Here is a 4703-nt window from a genome sequence, read left to right on the forward strand (position 1 = left end):
AATTATTGCGTAGTACCTTTCGTCCACCTTCTTATACAGAAGATAATGTATTTACAGGTAGCGACTTAAATTTATACTATGACATTAAGCATACACAATGGTATAAACGCCCTGATTGGTTTGCAGTATTAGGGGTATCCCGTTTTTATGAACAAACAGAACTAAGATTAAGCTATGTTACCTGGTGTGAAGGAACATATCCCTTTGTAGTAGTAGAGTTAATATCTCCAGGAACAGAAAACGAAGACTTAGGGAGAAATAGAAATTTACGGGAAGTTAATCAACCACCTAATAAATGGACAGTGTATGAGCAAATTCTGAGAATCCCCTATTATTTTGTCTATAACCGTTATACTGACGAGTTTCACTGTTTTGGTTTAGTAACGAACCGTTATCAACCGTTCTCTATTAATGGATTAGGGGTGTGGTTAGAAGAAGCTGAATTGGGTTTAGGGTTATGGGAGGGAGAATATCAAGGACTAACTAGACAGTGGTTACGTTGGTATGATAAAGATAATAACTGGTTGCCTACACGAGAAGAACGAGAAAAACAACGTGCTGAACAAGAAAAGCAACGGGCTGAACAGGAAAAGCAACGGGCTGAACAGGAAAAGCAACGGGCTGAACAGGAAAAGCAACGTGCAGATTCTGCTGAATTAGAAGTAGCTAAATTACGACAATTGTTATTGGAACAAGGTATCAGCTTACCTAATGATCAATAGACATCTCCAGAAAAGAATGTAGAGACGTTCCATGGAACGTCTCTACAAGGGTTGTAAGTCACGCATATTTAATTTTCACCAGATGTCTAATAGAGTTAAAAAATTGTCCATTACAAAGGTAATCATTACTAATTCTATGTCTAAATCACCTCTCTACGAAACAGATTTCATGGATTGGTTAACTCAACAAAAATTAGCCTTAGCTAGTCGAGATATCACAGCTTTGGATTGGGAGAATTTGGCAGAAGAGTTAGATAGTATGGGCATTAGTGAAAAAAATGAGTTAAAAAATCGGTTAATAATTTTATTAACTCATTTACTAAAATGGCAATATCAATCTTCTAAACGTTCTATTAGTTGGTTTACTACCATTGCTAACCAAAGAGATGATTTACAAGATTTACTAAATGAAAAACCAAGTTTAAAACAATACATTCCTGATATTTTACCCAAAGCTTATCGAAATGCCAGAAGAGAAGCATCGGCAGAAACAGGTTTAGCATTAAGTACGTTTTCAGGGATTTGTCCTTATGATATACAAGAAATATTAAATCCTGAATTCTTGTGTAATACCACAGATGATTTTGAGAGAGCGATAGTAGGGTGCTAGAATTTAAGAAAACAATCATAATTAAATTATAAGCAAAAAATAATTATGCCTAAAATAAAAATATTACAAGAAGATCAATCTTATACCTTTAGCTCTTACTTTGATTTACCTTATGAAACCGATGATATTTTACGAGAATTTGATTATTCATTTATTAAAATAGAATTATCTTTACCTCAAACAGATCAATCTGTATTAGATGAACTTTTGCTCATCAAAGAGAAGATGAGAAAAATTTTACCTTTGATTAGTTTAAGTAGTGAAACTGCTAGACGAGAAACTTTAGTAGCTCCCATTTTATTAGAAATTATTGCTATCTGTAATTGTCAGCTAAAAATTGAATATCCGTTAAGAGTGAGCGATCGCTTAAAAGGAACTTTAGATTATTTATTGCAGTCTACACATGATTTATTAGTGATTGAAGCAAAAAAAGATGATTTAACAAAAGGGTTTACTCAACTCGCAGTTGAATTAATTGCCTTATCTGAAATCACAGATCAAGATATATTTTATGGTGCTGTTACTACTGGGAATTTATGGCAATTTGGTAAATTAGATAAAATTGAAAAAACTATCTATCAAGATATAAACCTTTTTAAAATTCCTAATGATTTGCTTGATTTAGGTAAAGTCTTATTAGGTATTTTAGCGTAATAATCCTAATTCAAATATACTCAAAACGGTTGGGACATGGAACGAAAGTAAAATCACGAATGTCCTCACAGACAACTTTTATGGCTTACGCCACGCTACGCTATCAGCAAACACTAATTAATATGAAAACCGATAAATGGTTTTACGAATTATTTTTGTCCCAGCCAGGGATGCTGGCAGAATTGATGCCAGGAATTGAAGAAAACTGGGAATTCGTTTATAATGCTCCTGTTGTTAAGGAGAAAGAGTTTCGACTGGATGGAGTCTTTACGCCAGTATCAAATAACCCGATGATACCGATGGTGTTTGCTGAGGCACAAATGCAGTCCGATGCAGGATTCTATGGACGGTATTTTTCCCAATTGTTTGTCTATATTAATCAATATACAGTTAAACAAGACTGGCGGGGACTATTAATTTTACGCGATCGCAGTCAAGGGTTAGGCTGGGAAGTTCCCTACGCAGAGTTATTGGAAAGACGGGTTAGGAATGTGAATTAAATAAGGTGCAAAAGTAGGGTGTGTTAGCGACAGCGTAACGCACCATTCCAGGTTACATCAGAATTGCAGGTTATTAAATTTGCGTTCCTTACTCAGTTATATTTGAGTGATCTGCGGGAGCAGCAAGAACTAACCCCGAATTTGATGCTTTTGCAGTTGGTGGTGACAGAAAAAGACAAAAGTGCCGTAATTGGTAGAAAGCTATTGCAGGAAGCCGACACAACAGGCGAGTTTCAAAGGCGATTGAGTTTAATCGAGACTATACTGGCTAATAAGTTCCCTGAGTTAACGAAGGAGATCATCATGAATATGCTAGACCTAGAAATTGTGGATATTACCAAATCCCGTTTTTACCAAGAGATTATTGTCGAAGGTCTTCAGGAAGGTGAGGCTAATTTAGTTATTCGTCAACTAAGGCGACGACTGGGGGAATTACCAGAGAGTCAATGTTCACAAATCAAGAGTTTTCCTGTATCACAGTTGGAAGACTTAGGAGAAGCGTTGTTGGATTTTCAGGGTATTGACGATTTGGATGACTGGCTACAAAAATATACTAAATTAAGTTAATTTATAAGTATCTGCCTTAACGATACAGAGATCCCCGACTTCTCGAAGAAGTCGGGGATCTGAAACCCTCACGGTCTGCAAATCAAATATGGTTGCTATATACATGGAACAACTCAATTGAATTCACAATCATTACGCTAGAGGGTGGTTGAAAAATTCTGATTAAGACAATTACAACATTAACCAACAAACAAATGAGCAATTACATCCTGTACATCTAGAGTTTTTTTGTCAGAATCAGGATAACCAGGATTAAAGGATTTACAGGATGTTATTTAATAATTGTTGGTGGAAATTTGGGGATTATTTTGTTTATTCTGATTAAGACAATTACAACATTAACCACAAACAAACAAATGAGCAATTACATCCTGTACATCCTCAAATCCTGGATATCCTGATTCTGACAAAAATTATCCGCGTTCATCTGCGTTTATCTGCGTTCACCTCTTAGATGATTTGGGCAGAAGTGTTAAATCAGGAAATATAATCAAAGGGATTATTTAATATGGCTAAACGTGAAGATTATCAACTAAGGGGTAAAGCAAAAGCTGATATACCAATATGGCAGCGATCGCCGAATTAGATGAAACAATAACCACCGCTAAACAAGCAGGTTGTCAAAACCTAATTTGCAGTTAATGAGGCTCTGCCTCTAATATCATTGAAGGCAGAGCCTTCTAGAATTCATTCCCAGTCAGAGACTGGGAATGAGACGAGTTGAGTTCTTTGCGGGATAGAGGTTTTACGTTAAGTTGACACCAATGAAGCTCTTGCTTTACCCCTACGTTTAGAATCAAACAATCAAGCCGTTTTGAGTATAATAATTATGTTGTAGTTTTTGTAGTCCAAACGGAATTTATGGGAATTAAAACTTATCAAAACTATCATGTTATTAATCTGTGGGAATTAGATGTTAATTTAGTTTTTGAGCATAACTTATCAAGTTTATTGCCTTTTGTGCCAATATTAAAAGGAGGAGGAAATGAGAGTATTGTCAGGCAAGCAGTAATTGAATTACGAGCCAATGAAACTTTAACGGATTTAGAGCCATTATTATCATTTTTTGCGGGTTTTGTCCTGGATATACCCTTAGTTCAACAAATAATGAGGTGGGATATGACCATATTGAGAGAGTCTCCTTGGTATCAACAAATCTTAAAAGAAGGTTTGGAGACAGGAGAAAAACAAGGTTTGCAGCAAGGTTTACAGCAAGGTTTGCAGCAAGGTTTGCAGCAAGAAAGTCGTAAATTGGTATGGAAATTAATTGACCGTCGTTTTGGGACTTTATCATCTGATTTTAGCCTCAAAATTAATCGCTTATCAATTACTCAACTAGAAGAACTAGCAACAGAGTTACTCGATCTCACTGAGATAAATCAACTAGAAAATTGGTTGCAACAAAATTCAGAGTCTGGAAACATTCCTCTAAGCTAGTACACTAGGGCGTAAATAGCATGACCATTAAAAGCTCCAAAAATTTGATTAGACATCTCCAAAAAAGATTGTAGAGGCGTTCCATGGAACGTCTCTACAGGGTTTTCAGGTCAAGCATCTTTAATTTTTGGAGATGTCTATTGATTACAAGGCTTGAAAATGGTTTATTCACTTACGCCGTGCTGTACTAGTAATGTAAGTTGCTAGTTAGGT

The 4703-nt window shown here is 35.8% G+C and carries 5 protein-coding genes and 1 pseudogene; all 6 read left to right on the forward strand.

Annotated elements, in window-relative coordinates; all coding sequences use genetic code 11:
* Positions 1 to 722: Uma2 family endonuclease (locus FJR37_RS24800; protein ID WP_168467386.1), on the forward strand; the 722-nt coding region annotated here is incomplete at its 5' end.
* Between the two features lie 136 nt (positions 723 to 858).
* Positions 859 to 1332: a DUF29 domain-containing protein gene (locus FJR37_RS24805; RefSeq protein ID WP_039205181.1), complete on the forward strand. Its 474-nt coding sequence runs from the start codon at positions 859 to 861 to the stop codon at positions 1330 to 1332.
* A 45-nt stretch (positions 1333 to 1377) separates the two neighbouring features.
* On the forward strand, positions 1378 to 1986 hold the full coding sequence (locus FJR37_RS24810; protein ID WP_039205172.1) for a hypothetical protein: 609 nt from the start codon (positions 1378 to 1380) through the stop codon (positions 1984 to 1986).
* A 122-nt stretch (positions 1987 to 2108) separates the two neighbouring features.
* Positions 2109 to 2789, forward strand: a pseudogene (locus tag FJR37_RS27290) (Rpn family recombination-promoting nuclease/putative transposase); the annotation flags it as partial.
* Positions 2790 to 2795: 6 nt separating this feature from the next.
* Positions 2796 to 3053: a DUF4351 domain-containing protein gene (locus FJR37_RS27295; RefSeq protein WP_254434666.1), complete on the forward strand. Its 258-nt coding sequence runs from the start codon at positions 2796 to 2798 to the stop codon at positions 3051 to 3053.
* Positions 3054 to 3914: 861 nt separating this feature from the next.
* The gene (locus FJR37_RS24820) at positions 3915 to 4490 is read left to right on the forward strand and encodes a DUF4351 domain-containing protein (RefSeq protein WP_168467387.1); all 576 of its coding nucleotides are present in this window, start codon (positions 3915 to 3917) and stop codon (positions 4488 to 4490) included.
* Positions 4491 to 4703 lie beyond the last annotated feature (213 nt).

Origin of the sequence: Aphanizomenon sp. UHCC 0183 (genome assembly GCF_009712065.1) — a bacterium.
In the GTDB taxonomy this organism is placed as follows: domain Bacteria; phylum Cyanobacteriota; class Cyanobacteriia; order Cyanobacteriales; family Nostocaceae; genus Dolichospermum; species Dolichospermum heterosporum.